This is a genomic window from Sphingomonas sanguinis (genome assembly GCF_001476905.1).
In the GTDB taxonomy this organism is placed as follows: Bacteria; Pseudomonadota; Alphaproteobacteria; order Sphingomonadales; family Sphingomonadaceae; genus Sphingomonas; species Sphingomonas sanguinis_B.
Map to the genome: position 1 here is coordinate 1 of NZ_LDTE01000184.1, position 765 is coordinate 765.

The 765-nt window shown below is 66.5% G+C and carries 2 pseudogenes; both read right to left on the reverse strand.

Annotation, left to right across the window (positions count from 1 at the left end):
- Nucleotides 1–232, reverse strand: a pseudogene (locus SB4_RS18425) (NPCBM/NEW2 domain-containing protein); the annotation flags it as partial.
- A gap of 35 nt (nt 233–267) precedes the next feature.
- Nucleotides 268–765: pseudogene (locus SB4_RS18430) on the reverse strand (esterase); the annotation flags it as partial.

Sequence of the window (765 nt, forward strand, 5' to 3'; positions counted from 1 at the left end):
CGATCAGGCGGGCCGAGGCCATGACCTTGTCCTCGTCGACATCGCTGTTGAACGCGTTCCAGCTGTTCCAGCCCATCGGCGGCAGGGCTGCCTGCCCCTCCTGATTGGCGCTCCAGCGGCCCGTCGGGGCGAGCGGGTCGGCCTTGTCCGGTGCGGCACTCGCGGTCACGGGCAGGGCGATCCAGGCCAGCGTCGCGGCGGCCGTCCATAAGGCGCGTTTCGTTCGTCGCATGGCTCGTCCTTCCCGCATGGGCTTCGCTCTCTCAGTCACTTCGACGCCAGGGTGCGGCCGAAAAAGGGCAGGACCTGTTCCTGGAAGCGGACCCCGATGCGATTGACGTGATCGCCGTCGTAAATCTCAAACCGGTGCGCGATGCCATAGCGGTCGAGCGTCTCGTGCAGCGCCTGGGCATCGGCTTTCAAACCATCCTGCGAGCCCACATCTAGCGCGATCGCCCGGTAGCTGCGCAGCGGCGCGATATACTGGTCGACAAAGGCGAGCGGGGTGTTCGCCAGCCACTTGGCGGTGATGTCATCTCGCATCTTGCCGTCCTTGACCGGCAGGTCGAGGTAGAGCGGCGGGTTCTTCGGATTGGGCGACCAGGCGGCGGAGGCGGCCAGCATCGCGCGCTGGCCCCAGTTGAGTTTGGCGGACTCGCTGGGCGAGGCGAGGCTGGTCAGCAGTTTCTCGTCGGTGCCCTCGGGCCGGGCCATCATGCGCGGTGACAGGCAGCACGGGCTCATCATGTAGATCGCGCCGTACAT